At 44.7% G+C, this 25,496-nt stretch carries 26 protein-coding genes and 1 pseudogene; 11 read left to right on the forward strand and 16 right to left on the reverse strand.

Annotation, left to right across the window (positions count from 1 at the left end):
* The coding region (locus tag A3729_RS27805) for a wax ester/triacylglycerol synthase domain-containing protein (RefSeq protein ID WP_304439774.1) at positions 1–773 on the reverse strand (773 nt) is incomplete at its 3' end.
* Positions 774–1,120: 347 nt separating this feature from the next.
* On the opposite strand from A3729_RS27805, the gene A3729_RS27810 reads away from it, so the two are divergent.
* Complete coding sequence (locus A3729_RS27810; protein ID WP_068512085.1) at positions 1,121–1,726, forward strand: YigZ family protein; 606 nt, start codon at positions 1,121–1,123, stop codon at positions 1,724–1,726.
* Positions 1,727–1,750: 24 nt separating this feature from the next.
* On the opposite strand, the gene A3729_RS27815 is transcribed toward A3729_RS27810, so the two are convergent.
* The gene (locus A3729_RS27815) at positions 1,751–2,212 is read right to left on the reverse strand and encodes a CopD family protein (RefSeq protein ID WP_068512081.1); all 462 of its coding nucleotides are present in this window, start codon (positions 2,210–2,212) and stop codon (positions 1,751–1,753) included.
* A gap of 113 nt (positions 2,213–2,325) precedes the next feature.
* Positions 2,326–2,895: a DUF3365 domain-containing protein gene (locus A3729_RS27820; RefSeq protein WP_068512077.1), complete on the reverse strand. Its 570-nt coding sequence runs from the start codon at positions 2,893–2,895 to the stop codon at positions 2,326–2,328.
* Between the two features lie 130 nt (positions 2,896–3,025).
* Between A3729_RS27820 and A3729_RS27825 the strand changes: the two genes are divergently transcribed.
* On the forward strand, positions 3,026–3,229 hold the full coding sequence (locus A3729_RS27825; protein WP_068512074.1) for a DUF2892 domain-containing protein: 204 nt from the start codon (positions 3,026–3,028) through the stop codon (positions 3,227–3,229).
* Here the strand turns inward: A3729_RS27825 and A3729_RS27830 are convergent.
* Both A3729_RS27830 and A3729_RS27835 read right to left on the reverse strand, forming a co-directional pair.
* Complete coding sequence (locus tag A3729_RS27830) at positions 3,226–5,181, reverse strand: DNA topoisomerase III (protein ID WP_068553832.1); 1,956 nt, start codon at positions 5,179–5,181, stop codon at positions 3,226–3,228. The two genes, A3729_RS27825 and A3729_RS27830, sit on opposite strands and share 4 nt — an antisense overlap.
* A gap of 51 nt (positions 5,182–5,232) precedes the next feature.
* On the reverse strand, positions 5,233–6,999 hold the full coding sequence (locus tag A3729_RS27835) for a diguanylate cyclase (protein WP_068512067.1): 1,767 nt from the start codon (positions 6,997–6,999) through the stop codon (positions 5,233–5,235).
* A gap of 218 nt (positions 7,000–7,217) precedes the next feature.
* Between A3729_RS27835 and A3729_RS27840 the strand changes: the two genes are divergently transcribed.
* The 6 genes from A3729_RS27840 (at position 7,218) to A3729_RS27865 (ending at position 12,030) form a co-directional block, all read left to right on the forward strand.
* Complete coding sequence (locus tag A3729_RS27840) at positions 7,218–8,552, forward strand: ATP-binding protein (RefSeq protein WP_068634510.1); 1,335 nt, start codon at positions 7,218–7,220, stop codon at positions 8,550–8,552.
* Complete coding sequence (locus tag A3729_RS27845) at positions 8,549–9,079, forward strand: response regulator transcription factor (RefSeq protein ID WP_068552565.1); 531 nt, start codon at positions 8,549–8,551, stop codon at positions 9,077–9,079. The genes A3729_RS27840 and A3729_RS27845 overlap by 4 nt, the downstream gene beginning before the upstream one ends.
* A gap of 150 nt (positions 9,080–9,229) precedes the next feature.
* Positions 9,230–10,126 carry a hypothetical protein gene (locus A3729_RS27850; protein ID WP_068512058.1) on the forward strand — a complete coding sequence of 299 codons (897 nt, stop codon included), beginning with the start codon at positions 9,230–9,232 and terminating at the stop codon, positions 10,124–10,126.
* A gap of 26 nt (positions 10,127–10,152) precedes the next feature.
* Positions 10,153–11,112: a hypothetical protein gene (locus tag A3729_RS27855; protein WP_068552568.1), complete on the forward strand. Its 960-nt coding sequence runs from the start codon at positions 10,153–10,155 to the stop codon at positions 11,110–11,112.
* Entirely contained in the window at positions 11,099–11,644 is a 546-nt protein-coding gene (locus A3729_RS27860) for a redoxin domain-containing protein (RefSeq protein WP_068552570.1), read from the forward strand. The genes A3729_RS27855 and A3729_RS27860 overlap by 14 nt, the downstream gene beginning before the upstream one ends.
* 74 nt (positions 11,645–11,718) lie before the next feature.
* Positions 11,719–12,030, forward strand: coding sequence for a TraR/DksA C4-type zinc finger protein (locus tag A3729_RS27865; protein ID WP_068552572.1), 312 nt, complete (start codon positions 11,719–11,721; stop codon positions 12,028–12,030).
* Between the two features lie 26 nt (positions 12,031–12,056).
* On the opposite strand, the gene A3729_RS27870 is transcribed toward A3729_RS27865, so the two are convergent.
* The 4 genes and pseudogenes from A3729_RS27870 to A3729_RS27880 all read right to left on the reverse strand — a co-directional run bounded on the left by A3729_RS27870 (position 12,057) and on the right by A3729_RS27880 (position 14,506).
* Positions 12,057–12,929 (reverse strand): HD-GYP domain-containing protein, encoded by an 873-nt coding sequence (locus A3729_RS27870; protein WP_368664551.1) that lies wholly within the window; start codon positions 12,927–12,929, stop codon positions 12,057–12,059.
* A 6-nt stretch (positions 12,930–12,935) separates the two neighbouring features.
* Positions 12,936–13,264, reverse strand: a pseudogene (locus A3729_RS34735) (DUF3391 domain-containing protein); the annotation flags it as partial.
* 123 nt (positions 13,265–13,387) lie between these two features.
* Positions 13,388–13,702 carry a DUF3301 domain-containing protein gene (locus A3729_RS27875; protein ID WP_068512050.1) on the reverse strand — a complete coding sequence of 105 codons (315 nt, stop codon included), beginning with the start codon at positions 13,700–13,702 and terminating at the stop codon, positions 13,388–13,390.
* A 39-nt stretch (positions 13,703–13,741) separates the two neighbouring features.
* Entirely contained in the window at positions 13,742–14,506 is a 765-nt protein-coding gene (locus A3729_RS27880; RefSeq protein WP_082865006.1) for a GGDEF domain-containing protein, read from the reverse strand.
* 230 nt (positions 14,507–14,736) lie between these two features.
* Between A3729_RS27880 and A3729_RS27885 the strand changes: the two genes are divergently transcribed.
* Positions 14,737–15,645 carry a GGDEF domain-containing protein gene (locus A3729_RS27885; RefSeq protein WP_082865007.1) on the forward strand — a complete coding sequence of 303 codons (909 nt, stop codon included), beginning with the start codon at positions 14,737–14,739 and terminating at the stop codon, positions 15,643–15,645.
* Between the two features lie 30 nt (positions 15,646–15,675).
* Here the strand turns inward: A3729_RS27885 and A3729_RS27890 are convergent, their stop codons facing one another.
* Positions 15,676–17,391, reverse strand: coding sequence for a diguanylate cyclase (locus A3729_RS27890; protein ID WP_197470020.1), 1,716 nt, complete (start codon positions 17,389–17,391; stop codon positions 15,676–15,678).
* 184 nt (positions 17,392–17,575) lie between these two features.
* Here A3729_RS27890 and A3729_RS27895 point away from each other — a divergent pair, with 184 nt between their 5' ends.
* On the forward strand, positions 17,576–18,559 hold the full coding sequence (locus A3729_RS27895; protein WP_231877519.1) for a TAXI family TRAP transporter solute-binding subunit: 984 nt from the start codon (positions 17,576–17,578) through the stop codon (positions 18,557–18,559).
* A gap of 174 nt (positions 18,560–18,733) precedes the next feature.
* Here A3729_RS27895 and glyS read toward each other — a convergent pair whose 3' ends face one another.
* From glyS to A3729_RS27910, 3 genes are all read right to left on the reverse strand, one after another.
* Entirely contained in the window at positions 18,734–20,803 is a 2,070-nt protein-coding gene (gene glyS / locus A3729_RS27900) for a glycine--tRNA ligase subunit beta (protein WP_068512038.1), read from the reverse strand.
* Entirely contained in the window at positions 20,803–21,804 is a 1,002-nt protein-coding gene (gene glyQ, locus A3729_RS27905; RefSeq protein WP_082865010.1) for a glycine--tRNA ligase subunit alpha, read from the reverse strand. The genes glyS and glyQ overlap by 1 nt, the downstream gene beginning before the upstream one ends.
* A gap of 88 nt (positions 21,805–21,892) precedes the next feature.
* Entirely contained in the window at positions 21,893–22,333 is a 441-nt protein-coding gene (locus A3729_RS27910) for a YtoQ family protein (protein WP_068634511.1), read from the reverse strand.
* Positions 22,334–22,492: 159 nt separating this feature from the next.
* On the opposite strand from A3729_RS27910, the gene A3729_RS27915 reads away from it, so the two are divergent.
* Positions 22,493–23,080 carry a hypothetical protein gene (locus A3729_RS27915; protein ID WP_068634512.1) on the forward strand — a complete coding sequence of 196 codons (588 nt, stop codon included), beginning with the start codon at positions 22,493–22,495 and terminating at the stop codon, positions 23,078–23,080.
* 78 nt (positions 23,081–23,158) lie between these two features.
* Here A3729_RS27915 and A3729_RS27920 read toward each other — a convergent pair whose 3' ends face one another.
* The 3 genes from A3729_RS27920 to A3729_RS27930 all read right to left on the reverse strand — a co-directional run.
* Complete coding sequence (locus A3729_RS27920) at positions 23,159–23,938, reverse strand: electron transport complex subunit E (protein ID WP_082865008.1); 780 nt, start codon at positions 23,936–23,938, stop codon at positions 23,159–23,161.
* Positions 23,938–24,669, reverse strand: coding sequence for an electron transport complex subunit RsxG (gene rsxG / locus A3729_RS27925; protein WP_082865009.1), 732 nt, complete (start codon positions 24,667–24,669; stop codon positions 23,938–23,940). The genes A3729_RS27920 and rsxG overlap by 1 nt, the downstream gene beginning before the upstream one ends.
* A 3-nt stretch (positions 24,670–24,672) precedes the next feature.
* Positions 24,673–25,496, reverse strand: an 824-nt coding sequence (locus A3729_RS27930) for an RnfABCDGE type electron transport complex subunit D (protein WP_082882199.1), incomplete at its 5' end; no start/stop codon positions are given.

Here is a 25,496-nt window from a genome sequence, read left to right on the forward strand (position 1 = left end):
TTCTTAGCCAAGGTTTTAAAGCGTTCTATTGGATATGACTGCGCTGCAAAACGACGCGAGCCTGTTATTGGCTTATTTAGAATACTGTTCGGCGCCTGAAACACAGAGACATAATCTGGATTAGATCGTGCCTGCCCTATAGCATGACTCACTTCTTTAATAAGCGTCGGCACCGTAGAAATTTGCTTCCCGGCCTCACCGACGATATTTGCCAGACTCTGCGCAATATTGGCATTATTAATATTTTCTGGACGGATCTTCTTCACTTGAGGCAAGGCCCACAAAGGCGGTAAACCACGAGCTTCAGGGTCTTCTGATAACAGCTTAGCTGTCATCCGCATTGCCGCCACACCGTCTAACATACAGTGGTGCGCTTTAAAGTACATCGCAAAACGACGACCTCGAATACCTTCAATCAAATGGCTTTCCCACATTGGTCGCTCTCGATCCATTAGGGCGCCATGCTTAACCGAAACCAAGGCGAGTAGTTCTCGAATTCTTCCTGGCTTTGGTAAGGCGCTATGACGAAAGTGATGCTCTAGATCAAACTGAAGATCTTCTTCCCAATGGTATTGGCCGAAGCGAGATTTTAAACGCTGATTAAAAGGCGCGATGGGTTGCTGAAAGGAACGCATATACTCAGCAAGCTCTGTCACATATTTTGGGCCGGCATCTTCAGGAAAGTGATAAAGGTGCAAACCACCCACATGCATTGGCTGCTGACGTTTCTCGAGCCATAAGAAAATCTGATCTGCTAAACTCAATGATTTCATAAAGATTCCATCCAAACTGTGAGTAAAAACGCGAAAAACTGCTCAGCCATATTTAAACTGTTTCCCCTGGCCAACTACAACTGGCACTCATCCTATGGGCCCAACAAGATTAAGTTTGGCGGCATCGCTATCAATAGTTATAAGCTACACATTCACCAAAGTGTAAAGAGCGCGCAAGGATACCCGAGATCGCCTATTCGGCATAGTGCTAAGACATATTCAATCTGGCAATATCACAAAAATTTATGCTAGTTTACAATTTTAGTCGAGATCAGAGTTTCGTCGAACCAACATCTCGTTTATAGGCTGTGCGTAAGTCGGCTTATCCCAATCAGGAACATCCAGCCATGGCGCTTAGTTACTTAGTCCCTAAAGACTGCATTGAAACTACTTATGAAATAAAGAAGAGTCGTTTTATCGCCCGGCATTTTAGTGTTACAGATAGAGAGCAGGCCATGCTAGCTTTGGCACAAGCTAAACGAGATTACCCCGATGCTCGCCATCATTGCTGGGCCTACCAAATCGGTCCACCTCATAGTCCGAGTTTCGCGGCCATGTCTGACGATGGCGAACCCGGTGGCACCGCAGGCAAGCCGATACTGAATGTCATTCAACATAAAGATATTGGCGATGCCATGATCATTGTGATTCGTTATTTTGGTGGTATAAAGCTCGGCGCAGGCGGATTAGTCAGAGCATACTCCCAGGCGGCCCAGCAAGCCTATGACGAAGGTGAAACAGAGTTGAAAGTGGAACTCGACGAATTCCAAATACAATGTGATTTTTCAGACGAACAGGCTATCCGACACTGGCTTTTTCAACATCAAGGCGAAGTCATCGGCACTGAGTATCAACAAGCCGTGACGATGAAGATAGCCATTGATGATCGACATCTAAGCGACTTGAGTGCTTACCTGCATGCACTCAAAAGCGCCTCTTTGATTCAGCCTTAAGCCCTCTAAGTTTTCTTCACTTACTTAGGCAGAAAACAGGAATTTACCACCACTTGCGATAGCAATAACGATCAAGCCCAGTGTCAGGTTAATTGCGACGATTTTACGGATTAGATTTAAGTGCGTCGCGGCATCAGGCCAACGATTCTCGCTCACTGCAGCTTTCATACGCTTAAATGGAACAAAGTATAAATGCCCAAACAATAAAAACATGATATAGCCTAGACCAAGCATCATATGAACATGCTTACCTATCGAAGCAAAGCCACCATATAAGGCAATCATGCCATGACCGCTCACCAATAAAACAGCAACTGCTATCCATACCCAAAAAAAGAAACGCTTAAAGGTATCTTGCCACAAACTTAGACGTAGCGGAGGTTCCAATAAGCTTGCTGCAACAGGACGAAGACATAGATAGGCGAAAAACATTCCGCCAACCCAAATTGTTGCAGCCAATATGTGGAGCGTAAGCGCGATGGCCATTGTGAAAACTCCTTTTAAATCGTCACCAGAAATCTACATACAAAGATAAGGGGGCTATTCTGTCACTTATTCACTCACAAATCGATTAGGCCAGAACGAAATATCTTCCGTATTTACTTCGCGGTGTGCAACAAACTAAAGGCCCCACGAATCTGTCCTTCCTGATAACCTACCGCCCTATCGTGCGGGTACTGTTCCGAGAGTGCCTTTTGAATATCTGTTGTTAGACTCTCTCCATGACACGACAAGCACATACCTTGAGTTGGAATAGCCTTCATCATACGAAAGGTACTCCCTTCTTTTTTCACCGCTGCTAACTGTGTAGCAGGCTTTCCGGCTTTGAGTTGCTGTTCAAAGTCAGCAAGTACTTTCGCCTCCCAGGCATCTGGCTTGTTATCAGGGTTACGTGTTTTAAGGCTGGTGCGGGAAACTGTCCATTTTCCTTGGCTATGTTTGCTGGCGATTTTTTCTGCATCCACAGAACAAGCCTCAATACCCTTGGTAAAGCCACCTTCTTTTACCGCTGCTTGCAGGCTTGATTTCAACTCTCCTGCAAATTGTTGAATCACTTGCTTACCTTCGCTTGCTAGGTCTGAAGCGGTTTCAGCACTGCTAGCACCAGCCCAGCCTAGTACAGGCAGCAACAAAGCAACAGATAATCTTTGACAAGATACTTTCATCATACTCTTCCTCTCATTCTGGCAAAACTTAGGTAAACCATCACATAGCAGCGATTATATTAGCATTGACTAATATAATTCAAGCATCTATATTAGTAAAACCTAATATTTAGTTTAGAAGAGGTTTTAGATCATGAATATCGATAGAACTGTATTTGCCGTTGCCGGGCTGTTTATTCTTGTTAGTGTTATTCTCAGTCAGGTCCATTCGGTCTATTGGCTGGCATTTACGGCTTTTGTTGGCGTCAATATGTTTCAGGCAGCATTCACAGGATTCTGCCCAATGGCCATGCTACTAAAAGCCTTAGGAAAAGAGCCCGGTTGCGCATTTCGTTAAGCGCCAACTTTTAATGTGGGGCTCGCCTTTTTGCGTCGGGCCTTATATTTACGTTTTTTAAATTTGTTTTGCGCTTTAAGGCCAGCTAAGGCTGAAAGGTGTGTATCTTTTGCCCTACATAGTAAGTGACTGATTTGTTGTTCAAGTGGCAGCATAAAATCAGCATATGCATACTCCCCCTGACTCATTTGCTTTAGCATCAACTCCCAGTGTGCAGTCATATCGGGCAATGAAACCTCTTCTGGCAGACTCGCTATCACTTTTCTACCAGCCTCTGTCGCTTTAATGGCTTTACCTTCTCGGTAAATAAACTGCCTCTTGAATAACAGCTCAATGATCGAAGCACGTGTCGCTTCTGTTCCAAGACCATCGGTATCTTTTAGTATTTTTTTGATCTCGGGGTCACTCACAAAACGGGCTATACCGGTCATCGCCGCGAGTAAACTTGCATCGCTAAAGTGTTTAGGAGGCTGAGTAAGCTTGCTAAGCAAGTCTCCAAATAAACAAGTAAAACGCTCACCTTTCTTGAGCTGAGGTAAAGCTACGGTTTGTTTTTCATCCTTAGTGGATTTAAGTACCTGCTTCCAACCCGGCTCACTGGTTTCCCTCGACTTTGCTCGGAATAAGCCACCGGCAATTCGAAAGCTGATTTCACGGTCGGTATAAGCCCAAGCCGGAAAAAACTGAATAAGATAGTGCTTTGCTATCAATTCATATACTTGCTGCTCAGCTTTACTCAATAATCCCTTTTTTGACTTATTCGCAGTTGGAATGATCGCGTGATGAGCACCAACCTTGGCATCATTCCAAACACGTCCTTTTAAACTTGAGTCGGCACTGTTACATATATTCTGTAAGTTGGTATTGCTAGCGATTGCATCGAAAATTTGTGCAGATTGGCTTAAGTGCCCCGAGGGTAGATAACGATTGTCAGAGCGAGGATAGGTAATCAGTTTATGTCGTTCATACAGATTCTGACAAGTATCCAAGACGGTCTTAGCACTCATACCAAATGCTTTAGCAGCATCGATCTGTAACGCAGATAAATTATATGGCAAAGGCGCAACTTGCTTCTTGGACTTAGCACTTGTTGCTTCAACATTAGCTGGCTGCCCCTTAATTCGCGCCACCACATTTTCAGCCAAAGCTTTGTTTATGACTCGCCCTTCGCTGTCCTGATAGGGCTCGCAAGCTTCGCTCGGCTGCCAACGGGCAGATAAAACTTGTTGTTCAGATATTTGGATATGGGCATCGACTTCGTAATAGTCTCGCACCACAAAGGCTTCAACTTCTGCATCTCGCCGAACAATCAAGCCTAGCAAGGGTGTTTGCACCCGCCCGATTGAAACCAGGCCCTGAAAACCGACCTTTTGAGCCTGAAGCGTAAAAGCGCGAGTTAGGTTCATTCCATAAAGCCAGTCTGCACGTGAACGAGCTAAAGCTGAAACAGATAAAGGCACAAAGTCTTTATTCGACTTTAGAGAAGCCAGGGCTTGCTTAACAGCGGGTAGATTTAAATCACTAATCAGGCAGCGTTCAATACTATCTTTCACTGACGCTTTAACGCCGACATGGTGAATCAGCTCATCCACCAGTAGCTGACCTTCCCTATCAGGGTCACCACAATGAATTATGTGATCAGCCTGTTTGACTAACTTTTTTAGAATAGAGTATTGCTTGCGGGTTTGCTTTTTAGGCGCCAGCTGCCAACCTCTAGGAAAACGGTCGGGCAATATAGGCAAGGTTTCATGCGACCATTTCTTAAGTGATGCATCATAGGCATCTGGCTCGAGCTGCTCCAGAAGGTGACCGATACACCAGCTGACTACATCACAGCGGCGTTTATCGGAATGCCCGACGTAAATACAGCCATCAGCTTTATGGTGAGGTTTAGGTAGGGCTTGCGCTATAGCCTTCCCCAGACTGGGCTTTTCTGCAATATACAGTTTCATTCATACAAAATACTGTATAAACAAACAGCTATCAAGCAGTTTCACGCCGTCTTAGCCAACTTTTTGCTCAACTCTGTTTCGACCGTTAAGCTTAGCTTGGTATAGCGCCTGATCAGCCATCTCAACCAAAGCGTGAGTCGAGCTTTCCTCGTTCGGCATGCAGGCACTTACGCCAACACTCGCTGTCACTTGAATACGCTCATCACCCGTATCAATCCACAAAGCTTCAATATGCGCCCGAATTCGCTCACCTATCAAAACAGCACCTTCCAATTTGGTCTCAGGTAAGACAACAGCTAACTCCTCTCCACCATAACGGCAAACCAGATCAGGAGGGCGTTTCACCAAACGATACACTTCAGAAGCGACCGTTTTCAGACACTGGTCTCCAGCTTGATGACCATAGGTATCATTGACGGATTTGAAATTATCCAAATCAATCATAATCAAAGCTAATTCTCGCCCATTTCGCCTGCCACGACGAAACTCTCGCTCCATCATTTCATCAAAATAACGACGATTTCTAACCCCGGTGACTTGATCAAGTGTTGATAGATCTTCAAGTTCGGAGTTTAATTTATTGACCTTTTCTAAAGCCAGTCGTAAGTCTCTGGTTCGCTGCTCAACTTCTACCTCTAATGCTTCATTTTGCATCTGCTTGGTCTCGATCAGCTTTTCCTTCACTTGCAAGGTTTCTGCTTCAGCTTTAAAACGGCGCGAAGTAGCGTCATGCAAGCGTTCCGCAAGAGCAAAAGACAAGAGAATAATTTCAATAGCTGAGCCAATTTGCGCTGCAGACTCCGTTAGCCCATTTCTAGGCAGTAAGCCAAATTTGTTCATGGCCAATATAACGGTGCCAATTAGAAACATACTCCAGGCAACCGAAAAGTACGTCGCATATTTTTGTCTCGATTTGATCGTGACATAGTAACTAATAAATAAAATAGACGAACAAGTAACGATCGCCAAAGCCGCACCATAAGGAATCATGACTGCATAAGGTAAGAGCGTGCTCAAGAAAGCCAACACGATTCCAAGCCAAGCCTGCAAATAGACAATACGATTCAAGTACGGGTGATTATTCTGCAATTTAAGGAAGTTCGATACAAATACCATCCCCGATGTCACGATTAAGGGCGTTATTACCGCCATACTCTGCTCATTCCATACCGGAAAGTTTGGCCAGATAAATTGGTAAGCAAAGCCCGTCAGGGACATCTGGGCTACAGCAAAGGTAATCACGTACAAAACGTAGAACAGGTAAGCACTATCTCTAAGTCGCAAAAAAAGAAAGAAGTTATACAAAGCCATCACCAGAACGATGCCATAGTACAAACCGTGCTCGGCAAAGCGATATTGGTCAGCCTCAAAATAGCTTTTCTCTGGCCAAAGCGTAGCAGGCAACTGAATGGAACTTGAAGAGCGAACTTTCAAGTAAACATGCTGTGCTTCATCAGCGCCATCGATTGGAAATAGAAATGCTCGATGTTGAATAGGACGCTCAGAGAAAACAAAGTGATCACCTGTACGGACAAATTCAACGACTTCACCTCCTTTAACCCGATAAAACTCGATTTCATCTAGCAAAGCATAATTGATTTCCAACAACCAGGCGTGGTCATTCCCTGGCACCACAAAGCGGAACCAGTAGGTATCATGCGAAAAACCAAATGATGGCACTTCCTGCTCGTTCGAGCGCCAGTCCCAGAGGTTGTAGCCATGCACATCATCTATCGTCAAGCCATGTGTCGGATCGACAAAGAACTCAAGATGGTCTCCAGACAATGGTATGCCATTGGTGTAATGCTCCTCCGCCATAGCCGACACGGAATACAGGCAGACACACAGCGCTAGAAAGATCCAAAGTCCATTTTTTATTTGTAATTGTTTCAAGGGGTAATTGTCTTTTTCTGTGATGAGTACTTAGCTAAGTATAGACAAGGCTTAAAAACTTTCATGAAAACGTCTGGCATGTTTTCTAAGAGCTTGTTCTAATAATTAGCAAATTCAATCCAGTTTTTCAGTAAACGACGACTATGATTTTTTCCTCTAAAGGAAGCAAAACACCACTGCGCGAAAACGTTCGCCTGATAGCTAGCGCTCGCCTGGCCTTGTGGGGACTGGCTCAACTTTTTTTACTCGTTGACCATCTATATCTGAACTTAAAATTTAACTTCATCCTGGCGGAGTTTATTTTAAGCCTATTTGCTTTTTCAGCCATGTTCACCTTCGCTCAGCTTAAAAGCGCCCGTATCATTACCGAAAACTATGTCCGACTTCAATTAGTGTCAGATGTACTATTCATGAGCCTTCTGTTTCATGTAACCGGCGGCTCCGCCAACCCTTTTGTGTCACTTTTACTCTTCCCGTTAACCATTAGTGCAGCAACCTTAAATAGTAATTTCACCTGGTTTATGGCCTTACTCACCGTAAGTTGCTATGGCTCTTTATACTTAGTCGACCTTTCGGTATCAGAGACTTCTGTTGCGAATGAGCATGCCCATCATATGCACCACCAAATTGATGCAAGCCAAACTGCCTTTTCCCTTCATCTCATTGGCATGTGGTTCAATTTTGCAGTGAGCGCGGCCTTAATCTGCTTCTTCCTCATTAGAATGAGACAAGAGTTAAAGTCTCGACAACATAAGATCAACGAACAAAGAGAACAGTTACTGCGCGACGAGCAATTATTGGGTATTGCAACACAAGCCGCGTCTGCTGCTCATCATATCAGTACACCACTATCGACGATGGCCGTGCTCGTTGACGACCTTCAAGCAGATAGCCTGACCCAGGATTTCGACGAAGACCTTACACTCCTGGCGTCTCAAATAGCGATATGTAAAAACGTGTTAGATGACCTTCGGCACCAGGCTCTCCTCAGTCAGCAAGATGAATCTGTCCACTACTTTCTCACCCAGCTAGTGAATGAATTTAGACTCTTACGGCCTAGCGTCAGGCTTGAGAAAAACTGGAACAGCGCACAATTCGACGAGTCACCATCGCCAAATATTTCCTCAGATCCATCTTTAAGGATGGCCATTCTGAATATCCTGAATAATGCTGCCGATGCTTCGCCCGAAAGAGTCTGCTTCGAGGCAGATGTTGAACCGGACAAGCTCAGACTCACCATCAGTGATTATGGCAACAGTGATGAAAACAAAGTTTCCCGTATTCTTAGTGCCGCTGAGCAACCATTAGAGTCTGACAAAGAGCATGGTATGGGCATTGGTTTATTTTTATCTCATGCCACGATTAATAGACATCATGGAAAAATAAGCGTTGAAAGAGCAGATAAGTCGGGCACTCNCATTCATATTTCCCTGTCACTTGTAAGCTCACACCCAGCCGAAGAGCAGAAAATAAAATGACTAAGAGTATCCTTATCCTAGATGACGACCAAACCTTTTCTACGACACTTGCCCGGTCATTTAAACGACGAGGCTACAATAGCTTCGCCGCAAACAGTATTGAAGAAGCCAAAGGCATATTAACGGATACGAGCATAAATTTTGCTGTGGTTGACCTAAAGATCGATCAGGAAAGTGGTTTGCAGTTTCTGTCGATTCTAAAAGAACACTCACCTCAAACCAAGGCACTGATTCTGACAGGTTATTCCAGCATTAGCACAACGGTTGAAGCGATGAAGCTGGGTTCAGTGAATTACCTATGCAAACCTGTGACCACCGATGTCATTATCAAAGCCCTACAGGAAGAGGACGCAAACCCAGATATTCCCCTAGATACTAGCCCGCCATCAGTGGGACGCCTGGAGTGGGAACATATCCAACGCGTGCTTAATGAGCATGATGGCAATATCTCTGCAACAGCTAATGCTCTGGGAATGCATCGACGGACTTTGCAACGCAAGCTACAGAAACGCCCTTCATCAAAATAAGTCATTAACATAAAGCCAAAACATATCTGAACTTGAACTAAACCCAAACTATACCCCAAAGTAGGTGCGACAATTTGTCACTCCTTTGCACCCTTACTTCAGCGTAAAATTTCACGCAATTAATGATTTTGCGCATCAAGGAGTGCATAGATGAAAGCAGTTAAGACCCTCGCATTTAGTTTGAGTTTAGTTGCAAGTGCTTGTTTAATGAGTGCGTGTAGTGATAGCAACAATTCACAAAAAAATGATTATGAGCTTTCAGAAAGCTTTAAAGTTACCTATTTATCCGAGATGGCTCAAGTTGGTAAATCCAACCTAAAAATCGAAATTACCGATTTGGATGGCACCCCTATGGAAGGGCTTTCTCCTACCTTAAGCCCACTAATGGAAATGTCTACACATAACCATAGCACGCCTTATGGCTCTTTCACCGAAAGTGACGAAGCAGGAATCTATAACGCGACAATCTACTACCTCATGGCATCAGGCCCTGAGATGGGTACTTGGTACCTTGATATAGGTTTACCTTATGATGAAAGCGTTACCTTTCAGCCAGATGTAATGATGGCAATGGGAGAGACAGCCCGCGCTAATCTAAAGAGCCAAACTGATACTATTGCAAATATGATGGGCGGAGAAGAAAAACGCACCTACATTCTATTCAATGATGGCCTATCAGATGGAGATAGCGGTCATGACTTCAGTGTTTTTATCACTACCAAGGAAAGCATGATGAGCTTTCCGGCAATTAGCGCTGGGCAAATACTCAATGCAGACTCCGACTATGAGCTTACGATCTCTAGCATCACCGTAGCAATGTCAACAGACCCAAGTGATGGTGACAGCTGGGTCACAGCATCCAATGAGGGAGAAGGTATTTGGACCGCTGAAGGCCTGACGGGCCTTACTGACGGAGAAGCCGGCTCTATCTATGTACGCCTATCGGTTAACGGTGAACAAAAAACCGACGATGGCAACATTCCTGATGGTGAATATGATGAAGCAGAGTTCGTCGTGACGCCATCTAACACGATGATGGGGATGTAAATATCTTTAGAAAGATATCTATTTGCATGAAGAATAAAGCCTTTCTGTTTTTTCTCAGTACACAGCTCCTTGTGCCACTGAATCTTTGGGCTGCATCCTGTTGTGGCGGCGGGTCAGCCTCTTCTTTAATTCTGCCAAAAGGTGCGCGCATGATGTTTGATACATCATTCTCGCACGAGAACTATAAGGGCTACTGGAACTCTGAAGGAAAGCATCAGGATGACCCTGTTGGCTCTGACTTAAACCAGTACCGAAGTAGTCTTGGTATCGCTTATCGGCTTGCCAACCGCTGGCAGGCAAGCCTCCAAATTCCCTATGTATGGAATGACAATACCTACACTGGAACAGAGTCTAAAGTCGACAACATTGGTGATACGACCATAGGGCTATGGTACGAGACCTTTGACGATATTAAATGTGTCTGGAAAGTCACCAACTGGCGAAGCCTGATTCCAGCAGTATACCTGGGCAGCACCTTAACCCTGCCGACGGGTAAATCTGCATACTCTGGTGAAATTGATAACAGCTTCGATATCACGGGCCGGGGCGTCTACCGCCTGGATGCTAATCTGCTTGTCGACAAGACTATTTATCCCTGGAATATGACCTTGAACATGTCCTATGGAAAATATATTGAACGTCCTGTTAACGAAGACTCTAGCGGCTTTATCGACCCCTATGATCTGCAATTAGGTAAGCGCCTGTCAACAAGCCTGGCTTTTGGTTATACGCATTTTTTAGACTCAATGGACACGCTTACTGTGACCACATCCTATAATGATTTACGCGAAAAGGTCGGTGAAATTGATGGGAATAAAGACAGCTCCCTTCCTGGTTTTCAAAAGCAGTCGCTGGGATTAAGTATTGCCTATTCAACAGTCGCTATGGATTGGATCTACAAGCTCTCGTGGAATCATGCGCTCAGTGGTGAAGACTTTGCTGCAACAGATATTTTAAGTTTGGGAGTGAGCTATGTTCTACGTTAGATTTCGTTTAATTAGCATGCTTTTCCTTGGGCTATTATTATCTGCTTGTAACGAAGATTTAAACCCTTCCAGTGAAGATAAACGCGAAAGTGTGCAAGCGGGTAGTATCGGTAACCAGGTCAACCAGGTTGCTAGTGACTTCAGCATTCTTGACACTGAAGACAATGTGCTGACTTTAAGTGATGAATTAACCGCTTATGATGCGGTTGTACTCTATTTCACCATGTGGTGTCCGCTTTGTGATAGCCATATGTCGAGTATTCGCGAGTCAATCAAGCCAAACTATCCGAACATTCATTTTATTAGTATTGATTATGTCTCAGGATCGACTGAACAAGCCCGGGCGAATCAGATCTCTAGCGGTTATCGCTCTGAAACAGTGGTAGCAGATACTGCTCATAACTTAACTGAGCAGTTCAAGGGAGATATGGGCGTTACGGTTGTGATCAATTCAGACGGCCTCATTCTTATGAATGAAGGCTTCAAACACGCTAAACTGACAGAGGCCTTGGAATTAGCAAGCCAACCTTGATTCATATCAATGCTATTCTGCGGTTCTAACCTAAAATGTAGGTAATACGTACCCATTTTAGGTGAGGAAGAATCATGACAGACCGCAAAGAAAAGCTAGTTGCTTTAAAAGAAGAATTAAGTCTTCGTATCGAGAAAATTGATAAAGACCTTCACAACCGGAAAACCAGCAGTAAGTTCTCGGACCAAGTCGTAGACAGACAAAATGATGATGTACTACTAAACCTGAAAAGTGAAGCCGAAGAAGAGCTAGAGCAAATAGATCATGCCCTGCTAAAAATGGAACGAGACTTATATGGCGCTTGTGAGAAGTGTCACGAAGATATCAGCAATGAGCGTTTGGACGCCCTGCCTTTTGCTGCACTATGTACGAACTGCGCCGTTTAGCGCAGCTCCCAAGAAAGTGTACTAGACTAGCTTAAAAAATCTTTAACGTTGATCCTGAATAGGTCGGGGTCAACGGCTTTGACAATTGCATCCTGAACCGTCGGTTTCGCTAAATCAATTAATTCGGTCTTGATAAAGCATTTAAACTTGGTGTGATACATCACCCTCACCTTTGGCGAGCGCTGATCAAACTCGTTCACTTCTACAACCGCGCCCAGTCGGCCACTCTCTAGTAAGACCAAAGAACCAACTGGATAAATTCCGATACAACGAATGAAGTGATTTACCAAAGAGCGGTCCAAATGATGATCGCTCCACTCCAGTAAACGCTTAATCGCCATTGTCGGCGTCATACCCTTGTGATAACAGCGGTCGGCTGTAATCGCATCATAAACGTCAACAATCGCAGCCATTCGCCCGAAGGTTGAGATTTCATGACCACATAGACCCGAAGGGTAACCGGTACCATCCATTCGCTCGTGATGTTCAGAAACGACTTGAATAGTCAAAGGGGAAATACCTTCGATACCCAGCAAATGCTCGCGACCTAGGGTAACGTGATGTTTCATTTGCGAAAATTCATCATCGGTTAATTTACCAGGCTTATGCAATATTTCGTCTGGCACCATGATTTTCCCGATATCATGCAACAATGCACCTGAAATGGTTTGATGAAGAACCGAACGATCCAGTTGCATCGATTTACCAAAAATAGACATCAGAACACTCAGGTTTACGGAGTGCTCCATCAAGTAACTATCTTTCTCGCGAATACAGCCAAGGCAAGCCAAGGCATTGTGATTTCTGAACAAAGAGTCCAGCATATCTTCCGCAAGATTATCAATAGCGTCTATAGGAAGCGCCTGACCAGTCTTAACGTCCGTGAGAATACCGCCCATGAGTTCAACTGCTTCTTCATGAACCTTTTGAGCCGCCAGCATTTCCTCGCCCAAACCTAAACGCGGCTTGTTTAACGAGCTCAGTTCACCTGCCGCTGCTAGTTTCTTTTCATTTTCTTTGTCAATCTCGGCAAGGGTCGGCGCATCCTTTAAATCCTCACCTAGAAAAGTATCGATATAGACTTCTTTAATGCCTAGTTTTTTATCTTTTCAACAGTTAGATCTTTCTTGATTTTCCCCTTCTTCTTAAAGTTGGAATGAGGAATCCAATCACTATTAAGATCAGATATATACATTCCAACTTGAAGGGAGTCGATAGGAATTCGTTTGATCATATTTATTCTTACACGCTAAAGCAGGTGCGAATTAAAAACACCTGCCAATTTGTGAATAGCTTCTTTTTGTCGATATATAGAGTATAGGTGCTCGATACAAATTAACCACTTCCAATAATAAAACTATTCCACTCGATGTGGTGCCAATTTGACCCCTTGAACACGTGCTCCGGCCATCTTCACACTACCTTTATAACGATCTTCTCCTGTAGAACTGAACTCAAAACCATATTCACGAATAATCTGTAAGCGCCCAGCATTCCCTCTCTTGAGCTTCAATGAGCGCAAAACGACTGTCTGGTCAAGAATACTTAAGTCCAATTCACGACAATGCTTCGCCGCGGCTCTTAGAGCAATATCTTTTAACTCTCTTGCTTTAAGCCAATACCAAACAATCAGGCAGACAAGCAACGTCAGAACCAATGATCTTAAAGACAATATAACCTCCGCATTCGAAACTCTACTCGCGCCTTGGGTTTAGGCTTCATACAAGCATACCTGATTCCGTCCCTGCTTCTTGGCTTGATACAGTGCCAAGTCAGCATTTTGATAAATTTGCCAAGCAGTTTCTGTCTTAGCTGTCGCGAATGCAATACCGAATGAGGCTGTCAAACTTATCCGTTGCCCCTGCCAAAAGCAGTCTGTACTTTCAATCGTGGCACGAATTCTTTCTGCCAATATATGCGCTTCATCTTTACTTTCGCCACAGACAATAATACTCATCTCTTCTCCGCCAACGCGCGCGGCAGTATCATTCTTCCTGCAATTTGCAAGAATCAATGTAGCAACCTTCTTCAATACTTCATCACCTGCCTGGTGCCCAAATCGATCATTTACTTGTTTAAAAAAGTCTAAATCAATTTGAATAATGGCCATTGAGGCACCGGTACGCAGATGCTGCTGAAACTCTTGTTCTAAACGGTTTTTATAATAACGCTTATTGTAAAGCGCCGTTAGGCTATCGGTCAGTGCCAGATCTGTAATCATATGCTCTCGACGACCAATAAAATAACCTAGCAATGAAAACACAATTCCCGTTGCCAAGCTCATATAGACATAGAGTAATAGATCAAAATGTTCACCAGAGAATGGATCACGCCCCGCAAGTTTCTGGACTAGAACCCAACCCGCCGGTGCACCTAACGATAAAGCCAGGCCGTACAAAGCCCTCAGAACCGGTAAGGATACAAAACGGGTGAGCCGGTTTGAGATTTTAGCGTTAGAACTACGTATCATCGTCATTGGATTTGCTCTCCTGGCGGAGCAGGCTCTGCTCCCTTACTTTGAAGGTAGCATGAACTCATGAATTGAAGTCTGACTCTGATCAAGAACCTATTCATCAAATAGTCTTTTCAAGATGCTTGTAAGTTGCTGTAATTAATTTGCCTTATTCCCGCTAGGCTCCTAGGATTAAAGTATAGAATGAATTTTTGAAAGGTCACCAAAGTACTAACATACTTGTCAAAGAACTCATGAATGACTGCCCACCAACCGTGGACGCGAATTGCTGTATTAAGGAGGCGGTTCCGCTCATGTCAAAGCAAGGTAGCTCCTGCCTGATTATTGTCGAGAACGACAAACCTATCGGAATCGTCACAGAGCGTGACATCACCAAACTGTTTTGCACGCTATTGAAAGACGCTCACTACCCAGAACATTCTATTTGTGAAATCATGACTTCTACGCCTGTTTGTGTTCAGGAAGATAGTCTATTTAAAGACGCCTTGATGCTGTCACGTAGTCGAAAACTCCGTCATCTCCCTGTTATTAACAATGCCGGACACTTAGTTGGTGTTGTGACCCAATCTAACCTAGTCGATGTATATGTTCGCTTGATCGACAGGCATGCAGAACTGGAAACTAATGTCGAAGAGCTAAAACTATTGTCACTTGAAGATGCCTTGCTAGGTATCGGCAACCGACGCGCTATGGAGGTTGATCTCACACATACTGAACAGCACGCTCTACGAACCCAGAATAGTTATAGTCTAGCTTTAGTGGATATCGACTTTTTCAAGAAGTATAACGATTACTATGGGCATCAATCAGGAGATGATGCGCTCAGACAAGTTGCTCAAACTGTTAAATCAACGCTGCGCACCTCAGACAGAGTATTTCGCTATGGCGGCGAAGAGCTATTAATTCTGATGCCCGGAAGTATTGGCCAACAAGCCAGAATATGTGCCGAGCGAGTCAGGGCAGCTATCGAGGCATTACAAATCCCTCACATTGAATCAGACAAAGGCGTGCTAACCGTCAGTATTGGTGTCGTGGAATCCAGAGTGGAAGCCTGGCAAGATCTGGTAAAACAGGCTGACAAAGCCCTTTACCAGGCAAAAAGTCAAGGAAGAAATCAGGTTACTGTAGCTGATCAGCTATAAAAGATCGGCCTTAGGTCTTATAGAACCTTATCAAGCGGTATTTTGAGTCTCATGGCCACCTGACTGACCTCCGATACAAATACGATTCCGGCCACTTTCTTTTGCCTGGTACAAAGCACTATCAGCAAACCCCACCAATGATTCACCTTTCTGCCACTCTGGTGGTGCCATGCTTGCCAAGCCAAAACTTGCAGTCATCGGTATTGTTTTGCCTTGATAAGTCATATTTGCGTCTTCAATTGCCCTTCGAAGTTTCTCGGTTTGCAATAGGGCCTCCTCTTGAGTCTGACCGTAGAGAATCGCAATGAATTCTTCACCACCATAACGAGCCACTATATCTGTTTGTCGCTGATACTGTTTCTTCATTAAGCGAGCAATCAGTTTTAAACACTCATCACCCGCCTGGTGGCCATAGGTATCATTTACCTTTTTAAAATGATCGATATCCATCATAACCAAGGTAAGCGGCGTCATGTTTCGGCGACTATTAGCCAAGGATATATCCATTGCTTGATCAAAGAATGGCCGGTTATAAAGTTGAGTCAAACCATCAATCTGGCTCATTAGTTCCAAGCGTTCTTCACGCTCCTTAATGCTTAGACGCATATGCTCCATGGCCCGAGCAACTGTCAGTAATTCATCATGCGTTCCAATCTCAATCGCTTGATCATAATTTCCCATAGCTACACGATCTGCAGCGCCAGTTAATTCACCTATAGCAGAGCTAACAGACTTATATAAACCGACTGACAAGTAGAGCAAAACCAAGGAGAAGAAAGCGACGCTGATATAGAACAAGGATAAGCGCTCAATGCTCTGCTGGTAATTTTTCGCCAATACACGGTCAGTCACCGATAAAACAAGCTGATTATGCGCGTATACTAATTGATACAAGTCGCTTAACTTCGCGTAGAACTCTTGCGGGTCACCTTTAGGAGAGAAGGACTCTATCAAATACTGTGAAAGCAGGTCTTTAGTCTGAACTAAAGCTGATTTAACACCTAATAAGTCTACGGAAGGGTTATCTCTAAATATACCGGCATAGGCTTGTTCCTTCACATCCACATCATCAATTAACTTAGACAGGTTTTGGTAAGCAGCCTCCATCGCGTCAGCACCATGTGACGCCACAAACGCCTGCCCTAAATACAAACTTCCAAACATTCTGACCAAACCTAAGGCATAGGTATATTCCTCACCCTCATTAAGTAGGTTTACGAAGGACAAAATATCGCTTTGACTACTGGAGGCATACAGATAAGAAACTTGCCTTCTCCAGCTATACGCCTGACCGACCATAATATGTGCCTCTTCATAAATCTTATCGACCCTTCCTGCCTCATTTCCGCGAATAAAACCGTCCTTTTCAAACTTTTCCTTAAGACTTAGTAAGTACTTGCTACTAGCGTTAGAACTTAATTTTTCGCTTAGATCCAGAATACGACCATAAGCCCGCTTCTTAACAGCATCAAGCTTTGAAACCAAGAAGGAGTCACTCTTCCAAGAGACAACAACAGTTATATCTCGTATCGTTTCCAAGTCTTCGATAAGTTCTGTTGATTGGCGAAGATAGTTAAAGCCAGAGCGAGTGTGCTGTGCTTGTTCTAGTTGCTGATGCGCATTAAATGCTAACTGCACAGCAAACAGAGCCAAGGGGATCGCGAAAACCGATGAGATCAACATAAACTTACCACGGTAAGTTAATCGATTCATCAGCAAAAATATCGGTTGAATCAGCTTATTCATAGCGAAAAGAAACTGCTTGTTAAGGGCCTTCAATAAGTGTACCAGCATAATTCTGTTTTTCTCTTTCACAACAATATCGTGTAGAAAATCTTTTCCAAAAAGATTATTCTTCAATGAAAAGGGTAAGGTGCTGATACAAGCAGCTTCAATAAGGAAACGTATGCTAGGTCGTAGGTCAAAAACTTTGAGTTTGTTCGGCAAATTGAAGCTGGCTAAGCTTTGTATTTTCGTCTTTCTTTTCGGCAGTTCCGAGCTCAGCCTTGCTCGTGACAAGCACTATATGATTGTCGGTACCGGTGGTGTCACCGGAGTGTATTATCCAACAGGCGGCGCAGTATGCAGGATGATCAATCGTCAACGTTCCGAGCACGGTATACGCTGTGGCGTTGAAAGCACCCAGGGATCATTGTACAACTTACGAAAAGTCAGAGAACTGGACTTGGATATGGCAGTTGTTCAGTCCGACTGGCAATATCACGCAGTACAAGGCAGTGAAGTATTTTCCTCAGAAGGCAGAGACCCAGCGTTACGCTCAGTATTTTCTATTTACTCCGAGCCATTTACTGTCGTCGCACGAAAAGATTCGGGCATCCAAACTTTAAATGACCTGAAAGGTAAACGAATTAATATAGGTAATAAAGGCTCTGGTCATCGTGCCACTATGGAAATTCTCATGCAGGCACTCGGCTGGGGAAGCAGCCTTTTTTCACAAGTATCTGAACTCAGCTCCTCAGATCAATCAAAAGCACTATGCGACAAGCAGTTTGATGCCATGATTTTTATGGCTGGGCATCCTAGCGCCTCGATTAAAGCTGCGACCTCAGATTGCGATAGCATTCTTATTGATGTTGAAGGTTCCGAAGTTAATCAGCTAGTCACTGACAACGCATATTATCACGAAGTCACCATTCCGGCTGGTATGTACCGAGGCAACCCAAATGAAATAAAATCATTTGGCGTAGGTGCGACACTAGTAAGCTCTAAAGATACACCCGACGAGGTTATCTACCAGTTAACCAAGTCAGTATTTGAAAATTTCCTCGAGTTTAAAAAACTTCACCCTGCATTCCATGCTCTCGATAAGACCAAAATGGTTAAAGAAGGCTTATCAGCCCCCTTACATGCCGGAGCAGTTCGCTACTACAAAGAAGTAGGTTTGTTGAATTAGTCAGCTGCCAATATTCTTTCAGTTGTTCTGTGGCCCACTAGAGGGTTAGCACAAGCTTAATCAAGCGCGAAGAAAAAACCTCTGCAAGAGATTAAGACCAGAAACAAAAAAGCACCACTCGAATGAGCAGTGCTTTGCTAGCAAGAAGGGAAAGCCTAACTTAGTGCTTAGGTGCTACTTAGAAAGCAGCGAAATATCTGCCACTCGCAGGAATAGCTCGCGCAGCTGACTCAACAAGGCTAAGCGATTATTCTTCAACGCTTCATCATCGGCCATAACCATGACATCTTCAAAGAACTGGTCAACAACTTTTTGAAGACTTGATAGCTCAGTCAAAGCAGCTTGGTAGTTACCTTGGTCAAACAATGGCGTTACAGTTTTTGCTAGGCTATCTACCTGAGCTGCCAAATCCTTTTCAGCTTGCTCAATCAGCTTACTCTGGTCGACCTGATCTGCCAACTCGCCCTTATTCTTCGCCAGAATATTGGAAACACGCTTATTGGCTGCCGATAAGGCTGAAGCCGCTTCGAGGCCCAAAAAGTTGCTAACCGCTTTGATGCGCTGATCAAAGTCGACCGGACGTGTAGGCCTACGAGCGTTAACCGCTAAGAAGACTTCAGCAGATACATTTTCATCCTGATACCAGGCACGGAAACGTTCCAACATGTAGTTCAATAAGTCTTCTTGGACACTATTGTTTTCCAAGCCTTCGTATTGCTCTAGCGACCAATTAATTAGGTCAACCAGATCAAGATCCAATTGCTCTTCAACAATGATTCGAAGCACACCTAAAGAAGCACGGCGCAAGGCAAATGGGTCTTTAGTACCCGTTGGAGGCTGATTGATACCAAATAGACCAACCAGTGAATCAAGTTTCTCAGCAATAGAAAGTGCACAACCCGTTTTTGTGGTCGGCAAGCTGTCGCCCGCAAACTTAGGCATGTACTGCTCATTCAACGCTAAAGCAACTTCTTTAGATTCTCCATCGTGCACAGCATAATGATAACCCATGGTTCCCTGTAAATCAGAGAACTCTAGAACCATTTCTGTCACCAGGTCAGATTTAGCTAGCTCTCCTGCACGCTCTGCATCGGACGCATTGCCACCAATTGCTGCGCCAATCTTCGCAGCTAGCTTTGATACACGTTCAGTTTTATCGTAAACCGTTCCCAATTTACTCTGGAAGACAATTTTCTTTAACTGCTCACGACGCGAGGCCAAAGTGGACTTCTTATCCGTTTCAAAGAAGAAGGCCGCGTCTGCCAGGCGAGGACGAATAACACGCTCGTTACCCTGAATTACCTGCTGAGGGTCCTTACTTTCGATATTCGCTAGCGTGATGAAGTTTGGTAGCATCTCGCCATTCTTATCCAAAGCATGGAAATACTTCTGATGCTCTTTCATCGAAGAAATCAGTGCTTCTGTCGGCACCTCCAAAAAGCGCTCGTCGAAGCGGCCGACTAAAGGTACGGGCCACTCATTTAGAGACGCGACTTCGTCCAACAAGTCTTCATCAATCACAGCCACACCACCAATACCTTCAGCAGCAGCCGTCACACCCTGACGAACCTTTTCCTTACGCTGATCATAATCTGCAATCACTTTGCCTAGCTCTAACAATAGAACTTCGTAGTCATCTGCTTTAGTAATTTCAATCTCACCCTGACTATGGAAGCGGTGACCGCGAGTCTTTCGACCAGCTGGAATATCCAGAATACTGCCTTCTACAACCTCATCACCGAAAATCATCAATACCCACTGCAGCGGTCGAACGAACTCAACCTTTTGAGCTCCCCAACGCATACGCTTAGGAATAGGCAACTTGTTCAATGACTGGGCAACAATGTCATTCAACAAAGATTTGGTTTCCTGACCTTTCTCTAGCGAGCGGTAAACTAACCATGTTCCTTTCGGCGTTTCCATTTCTTCTAGGTCTTCAGGCTTAATACCTAACGAGCCGGTAAAACCAGTCAAGGCGCGAGAAGGATTCCCTTCAGCATCATAAGCGGCTTTCTTTGACGGGCCTTTCTTTTCAACTGACTTATCAGCTTGCTGCACGTCCAAACCTTTAACTCGAACAGCTAAACGTCTGGGGCTAGCGAAAGCCTTTACCTCAGCATAGTTCAAAGCCGCATCTTTTAAGCCTGCTTCGATACCACTGGTAAAGGAGTCCGAGAGCTTCTTCAGTGCTTTCGGTGGAAGTTCTTCAGTCCCGATTTCAACGAGAAAATCTTGCGTAGACATTATTTCTTGCCTCCTTTGTCCGACTTTGAACCAGCGTTTTCTAAGCTGGCAAGGACTTCTTCACGAATCCCTTCAGGAGCCAGAGGGAAGCCTAATTCTTTACGACTATCAAAATATGCCTGGGCAACGGATCGTGCCAAGCCTCGAACACGCAGTATATAGCGCTGACGTTCAGTGACCGAGATCGCATGGCGGGCATCCAGCATGTTAAATGTGTGGGAAGCCTTAAGCACCAACTCATACGCTGGTAATGGCAAACCCTGGTCAATCATCTTCTGACTTTCAGCTTCACAGGTATCAAACTGTGCAAAAAGCGCATCAGTATTGGCGTGCTCAAAGTTGTAAGTCGACATTTCCACTTCGTTCTGGTGGAAAACATCGCCATAGGTCACATCACCATCTGGCCCATGCGCCCAGATTAAGTCATAAACGCTATCCACACCCTGAAGGTACATCGCGATACGTTCCAAACCGTAGGTAATTTCACCGGTTACCGGGTAACATTCGAGCCCGCCAACCTGTTGGAAGTAGGTGAACTGAGTTACCTCCATACCATTCAACCAGACTTCCCAACCCAAACCCCAGGCGCCTAGTGTAGGAGATTCCCAGTTATCCTCTACAAATCGAATATCGTGGACAGTGGTATCAATACCCATCGCCGCTAATGATTCAAGATAGAGTTCCTGAATATTCAGGGGTGAAGGCTTCATCACCACCTGGAATTGATAGTAATGCTGCAAACGGTTCGGGTTCTCGCCATAGCGACCATCTGTAGGTCGTCGACTTGGCTGAACATAGGCGGCATTCCAGGTCTCGGGCCCTATTGAGCGCAAGAAAGTAGCCGGGTGAAAAGTACCTGCTCCAACTTCCATATCAAGCGGCTGCAGGACTACACAGCCCTTACTCGCCCAGAAGTTTTGCAGGGCCAGAATCAGCCCCTGAAAAGTTTTAACGTCAGGCGCACCTGCACCGACTTCGTTTGCTTGGGTCTCGTTAGACACGATCGTACCACCAGATTCTTATAGAGTGAGAAACAAAAGAGCGGCATTATAACGTAAAACACGCCGCCTTGTAGCGAGATTAGCCCGACTATTGGTTGATATACTTCAAAATTTCAACTACTTGTTCCGGCGTTTCGGTCACCGCCATCGCTGCACCGTCAATTTCTTTCAAAGGATGCGTCAGTTCTGGCGCATGCATCACAATAATCGGCTTACCCTGACCAATCGCAATACCGGCGTCGAATGCTGCATTCCACTGCTTGTATTTTTCACCAAAACGCACCACAACAATGTCAGATTTTTCAATCAGGGTCATCGTACGTAAGGCGTTAATTTTTGCTGCTTTGTGGTCTTTCCAAAAGTTGTTATCTTCCTCTCCAAGAATACGAACACCAACCTCATCACTGGCTTCATGATTGGTAACTGGAGAATAAACGTCTACATCCAAGCCGTTTGATGCTAAACCCGCAACAATCCGCTCACGCCAATCACTATGAATTTCACCAGATAAATAAATGCTGTATTTCATGACAAGTGTCTCCCTAATTTCATATTAATGTTATATATTGTGCTTGTGATTTTATCGGAGTGCGAACTCTAACGAAATGTGATCTATTCAGCAAAATATTGATGTTGAAGCGAATAGATACGTTCACAAAGGACGAGCCCTACAAGGAGGGGGCAGTATATGGCAATTTATGATCACCAGTACGGCGAATTATCTTACTTCCGAGTCTTTCGAGCATGGGGAGGTAAAGAACACCAAGAGTATGTCCGTATCAAACGCAGTCGCAAAGCTGCGTATTCCAAAGCCCAGGAAATCGACGCTCGCTTTGCCAAAGCCCAGAAAGCTTACGGTTTGCAGCAAGCACTCTCTACCGAATATCATATTCGCGAAAAAGGCACGATCCGAGGTTTACGCCGCATTGTCGTTAAACGAAAAGGGCGTGCGCCGGCTGATGTTTTTGAGCTGCGTATTAACGTACCTTGGGAAGATGAAATAAAACGCACCACTATCTCCATAGCCGTCCACGGCGAGGAACAAGCTTTCCGTTTATCTGTAGAGAAGATCTGTGAATGGTATGGACTAAAGCCCCGTTCTGAGGCTGCCAAAGCAATGCAAGAATGTCTTCCTGCTTATCAAGTAAGCGCTGAAGAAGAAAGCAAACATCAAGAAACTGCAGCAATTTCTGAGCTTGTCGTTAAGAAAGCAAAAGATGAGTTTTCGAATATTACTGACGGTCTAATGAAAGGCCTGAAGCGATTTACCGCTTAAGTTGATAGAGTACGCACGATACAGCTGAAATGCTGTGTCGTGTCAACTGCACTATCTAAGCACCTTCCCCGTTATAGGCTAAGCAATCTTGCCGGTTACACGAACCCGCTTACTGCCCTTTTCTTTCTTTGTTTCAGTTTTCGCTTTTGCTGCCGCTGCACGTTGATCAATGATATTCTTCAGCGCAATGATTAAACCCATTCCAACAAACGCTCCCGGAGGCAAAATAGCAAACAGGAAGTTAGGGTAATCTTCGAAAACCTGAATTTCCCAAGCCAGAGCCATATCACCAAAGATCAGGTTCATTCCGGTAAACAGGGTTCCTTGACCAATGAGTTCACGCATGGCGCCCAGCAATACCAATACCACGGTAAAGCCTACTCCCATCATCAAACCATCTGTTGCGGCTGGCAATACAGGGTTCTTACATGCATATGCATCGGCTCGACCTAAGATTGCGCAGTTAGTCACGATTAATGGGATAAAGATTCCAAGAATTTCATACAATTCATAAGTGAAGGCTTGCATCAATAACTCAGCACAAGTCACTAGCGAAGCAATAATCATCACAAAAGCAGGTAGTCTGACTGAATCTCTCACATAGTTTCGAATCAACGAGACCGATACATTAGACCCAAGCAAAACCAAGGTTGTCGCCAACCCCAAACCTAAAGCATTAACTACTGTGCCGGTTACAGCCAATAAAGGGCACAAACCCAGTAGCTGAACCAAGGCTGGGTTATTGTCCCACAAGCCATTCTTAACTAGTTTGTTGAACTCGCCACTGCTAACAAAGCTTTGCTTCGCACCTTCGCTTTGTTCCGGTATTAAATCTGCGCTATTTTCTGCTGCTGCCATTATTGTGCCTCACCTGCTGCAGTATCAGTTCCCGACTTAGAACTCATTGCCTGATCCAGAATCCGATCTTTGTTCTCACTAAAGTAGATCAGCGCTTTATGCACCGCACTGACTATCGCACGAGGTGTAATGGTTGCACCTGTTAACTGATCAAAGTCTCCACCATCTTTCTTCACTTGCCACTGAGTTTCAGTCAAGTTCGCCAAAGACTTGCCGTTGAAGGATAAAACCCAATCAGACTTCTTCAAGTCGATTTTATCACCTAAGCCCGGCGTCTCTTTATGCTCTATCACTCTCACACCCTTAAGCTCCCCCGACATATCAATACTCATAATCAAACGTATAGGGCCTGTATATCCATCAGGCGCCACAACAGGCAATATTAGGTGGGTAGGAAGCTGATCTTTTAAAGCGATGAATGCCTCTACTGGTTCAATAGTCCCCAAGGCTTCAGATGGAGCTAGTGTAAAGGCATCATCGAGTAATTCATTATCGAACTCAGAAAGTGGCACAATCTGCAATAAGGCCTTTGACCTTGCTTGCTTCACCTGCTCTGCAATTTTCTCTTTCGTCCCCTGTTGGGTAAAGGCAATTAAACCGGCAGTAATAATTGCGAACAAACCCAGCCCCCACGCAGACCGAAGTATCGACAAGCCCAGGGTGTCTATCGTTTCAGAAAGCGGTTCGCCCAGCTCTTCTCGTTCGTCAGTTGGATTAAGCTTATCAGTCATCTCTTAAGCCTCCTCTTTCTGCTTGGCGCCGCGTTTTGCCGACTCATAGCCATAAGTTCTTGGCTGCGTATAAACATCAATCAGGGGTGCTGCAAAATTCATCAATAGCACAGCGAAAGCAAAGGCATCAGGGTATGCACCATAAACGCGAATAATATAGGTCAGTAAACCGATACCAATACCAAAAATCAAACGGCCACGAGTCGTGGTACATGAGGTAACGGGATCCGTTGCTATAAAGAAAGCTCCCAGCATGGTCGCACCAGACAGCATATGCAGGCTAAGCGGTGCGAACTGGTCTGCATCATAGCCCAAGACAAGCGCTGGCAAGGCCAAGCCAAGGATTACTCCCAAAGGCGTCTGCCAAGGTATGATCTTTTTCACAAGTAACACCAGGCCACCTGCCAGGAACATCAGATTTACCCATTCCCAACCCAAGGAAAATCCGGCACCAAATACCGGATTTTGCAGAACGACATCCGCAGTAGAGTGTGCAATTTCATGCTTATAGACATCCAAAGGCGTCGCCCCACTATAACCATCTGCTATGGTACCACCCCATATTGCATCAAGCGTTGCTCCCAGCGTTGCTGGAGAGTCCAATAAAGTCTGCGGTGTTGCCCAATTGGTCGTCATCGCTACAGGAAAAGATACCAGCACCAAAGCATAACCCACCATTGCCGGGTTAAAGGGGTTATACCCCATTCCTCCGTATAAGTGCTTGGCAAAAACAATAGCAAATGCTGTCGCTACCAAAGATACCCACCAAGGCGCAAAAGGAGGCAGAGCAATCCCCAGCAACACTGCTGTTACAAGCGCACTGTAGT

It is taken from the genome of Oleiphilus sp. HI0043 (genome assembly GCF_001634935.1).

What these genes read in the sequence shown, in the direction of transcription:
- A3729_RS27830 (WP_068553832.1), bottom strand. Translation starts at nt 5,181, where the DNA reads ATGAAACTGTATATTGCAGAAAAGCCCAGTCTGGGGAAGGCTATAGCG.
- A3729_RS27920 (WP_082865008.1), bottom strand. Translation starts at nt 23,938, where the DNA reads ATGGCAGCAGCAGAAAATAGCGCAGATTTAATACCGGAACAAAGCGAA.
- rsxG (WP_082865009.1), bottom strand. Translation starts at nt 24,669, where the DNA reads ATGACTGATAAGCTTAATCCAACTGACGAACGAGAAGAGCTGGGCGAA.
- A3729_RS27820 (WP_068512077.1), bottom strand. Translation starts at nt 2,895, where the DNA reads ATGATGAAAGTATCTTGTCAAAGATTATCTGTTGCTTTGTTGCTGCCT.
- A3729_RS27825 (WP_068512074.1), top strand. Translation starts at nt 3,026, where the DNA reads ATGAATATCGATAGAACTGTATTTGCCGTTGCCGGGCTGTTTATTCTT.
- A3729_RS27860 (WP_068552570.1), top strand. Translation starts at nt 11,099, where the DNA reads ATGTTCTACGTTAGATTTCGTTTAATTAGCATGCTTTTCCTTGGGCTA.
- A3729_RS27910 (WP_068634511.1), bottom strand. Translation starts at nt 22,333, where the DNA reads ATGAAATACAGCATTTATTTATCTGGTGAAATTCATAGTGATTGGCGT.
- A3729_RS27855 (WP_068552568.1), top strand. Translation starts at nt 10,153, where the DNA reads ATGAAGAATAAAGCCTTTCTGTTTTTTCTCAGTACACAGCTCCTTGTG.
- A3729_RS27810 (WP_068512085.1), top strand. Translation starts at nt 1,121, where the DNA reads ATGGCGCTTAGTTACTTAGTCCCTAAAGACTGCATTGAAACTACTTAT.
- A3729_RS27890 (WP_197470020.1), bottom strand. Translation starts at nt 17,391, where the DNA reads ATGAATAAGCTGATTCAACCGATATTTTTGCTGATGAATCGATTAACT.
- A3729_RS27885 (WP_082865007.1), top strand. Translation starts at nt 14,737, where the DNA reads ATGAATGACTGCCCACCAACCGTGGACGCGAATTGCTGTATTAAGGAG.
- A3729_RS27850 (WP_068512058.1), top strand. Translation starts at nt 9,230, where the DNA reads ATGAAAGCAGTTAAGACCCTCGCATTTAGTTTGAGTTTAGTTGCAAGT.
- A3729_RS27835 (WP_068512067.1), bottom strand. Translation starts at nt 6,999, where the DNA reads ATGGCGGAGGAGCATTACACCAATGGCATACCATTGTCTGGAGACCAT.
- A3729_RS27845 (WP_068552565.1), top strand. Translation starts at nt 8,549, where the DNA reads ATGACTAAGAGTATCCTTATCCTAGATGACGACCAAACCTTTTCTACG.
- A3729_RS27880 (WP_082865006.1), bottom strand. Translation starts at nt 14,506, where the DNA reads ATGACGATGATACGTAGTTCTAACGCTAAAATCTCAAACCGGCTCACC.
- A3729_RS27915 (WP_068634512.1), top strand. Translation starts at nt 22,493, where the DNA reads ATGGCAATTTATGATCACCAGTACGGCGAATTATCTTACTTCCGAGTC.
- A3729_RS27865 (WP_068552572.1), top strand. Translation starts at nt 11,719, where the DNA reads ATGACAGACCGCAAAGAAAAGCTAGTTGCTTTAAAAGAAGAATTAAGT.
- glyS (WP_068512038.1), bottom strand. Translation starts at nt 20,803, where the DNA reads ATGTCTACGCAAGATTTTCTCGTTGAAATCGGGACTGAAGAACTTCCA.
- A3729_RS27815 (WP_068512081.1), bottom strand. Translation starts at nt 2,212, where the DNA reads ATGGCCATCGCGCTTACGCTCCACATATTGGCTGCAACAATTTGGGTT.
- A3729_RS27870 (WP_368664551.1), bottom strand. Translation starts at nt 12,929, where the DNA reads ATGGGCGGTATTCTCACGGACGTTAAGACTGGTCAGGCGCTTCCTATA.